1 protein-coding gene is annotated in these 1,115 nt (G+C 69.6%); it reads left to right on the top strand.

Translation table 11 applies throughout. The features are described 5' to 3' along the window. Positions 1 to 85 precede the first annotated feature (85 nt). Positions 86 to 1,115 (top strand): phosphoenolpyruvate carboxykinase (GTP) (locus AVW09_RS15335; RefSeq protein WP_082823022.1); only part of this gene is annotated, 1,030 nt, incomplete at its 3' end.

Genomic DNA, 1,115 nt, shown 5'->3' with positions numbered 1-1,115 from the left:
GCGCCGGAAATCTCTCGAAAGTCACGTCTGAGAGTCGCACAGTGGAGGAAGACCACCGAATTCGCTCTCAATCGAGGAGATCGACATGGCACTCGCCGACATCTTCGCCGGACGCCCCTCCGGCCGCACGGCCCCCGCTTCCCGCTCCGCCCGCCCGGGTCATGGCATCCGTCCCTCCGTCGACGGTCCCGGGCTCGCCGCGCTCACCGCCTGGGTCGATCAGGTCGCCGCGCTCACCCAGCCCGACCGCATCCACTGGGTCGACGGCTCGGCGGCCGAGAACGACGCCCTGCTGCGCGAGATGGTCGACGAGGGCAAGCTCATCAAGCTCAACCCCGAGTGGCGGCCCGGTTCGTACCTGGCCCGCTCGCACCCGAGCGACGTCGCCCGACTCGAGTCGCGCACCTACATCGCGTCGGAGAACGAAGAGGATGCCGGGCCCACCAACAACTGGATCGCTCCGGCCGAGATCCGCGAGACGCTGGACGGCGTCTTCGAGGGCTCGATGCGCGGACGCACGATGTACGTCGTGCCCTTCTCGATGGGCACGGTCGGAGGTCCCCTGAGCCACATCGGCGTGCAGATCACGGACAGCGCCTACGCTGTGGCATCCATCGGCATCATGACGCGCGTCGGCACCGCGGTGCTCGAGCGGATCGCGGCGGGTGCGCCGTGGGTCAAGACCGTGCACTCGGTCGGAGCGCCGCTCGCGCCCGGCGAAGCGGATGTCGCGTGGCCGTGCAACGACGAGAAGTACATCGTGCACTTCCCCGACACGCTCGAGGTGTGGTCGTTCGGCTCGGGCTACGGCGGCAACGCAATCCTCGCGAAGAAGTGCTTCGCGCTGCGCATCGCCTCGGTGATCGGCCGCGACGAGGGCTGGCTCGCGGAGCACATGCTCCTCATCCGCGTCATCGACCCGCAGGGCAAGGCGTACCACGTGGCGGCGGCGTTCCCGTCGGCGTGCGGCAAGACGAACCTCGCGATGCTGCGGCCGACCATCCCGGGCTGGCGCGTCGAGACGCTCGGCGACGACATCACCTGGATCCGCCCCGGCGAGGACGGCCGCCTGTGGGCCATCAACCCCGAGGCCGGCTTCTTCGGCGTTGCGCCCG

Origin of the sequence: Microbacterium sp. T32 (genome assembly GCF_001619615.1) — a bacterium.
Lineage (GTDB): Bacteria > Actinomycetota > Actinomycetes > Actinomycetales > Microbacteriaceae > Microbacterium.
This window is presented reverse-complemented; position numbering and strand designations above follow the sequence as displayed.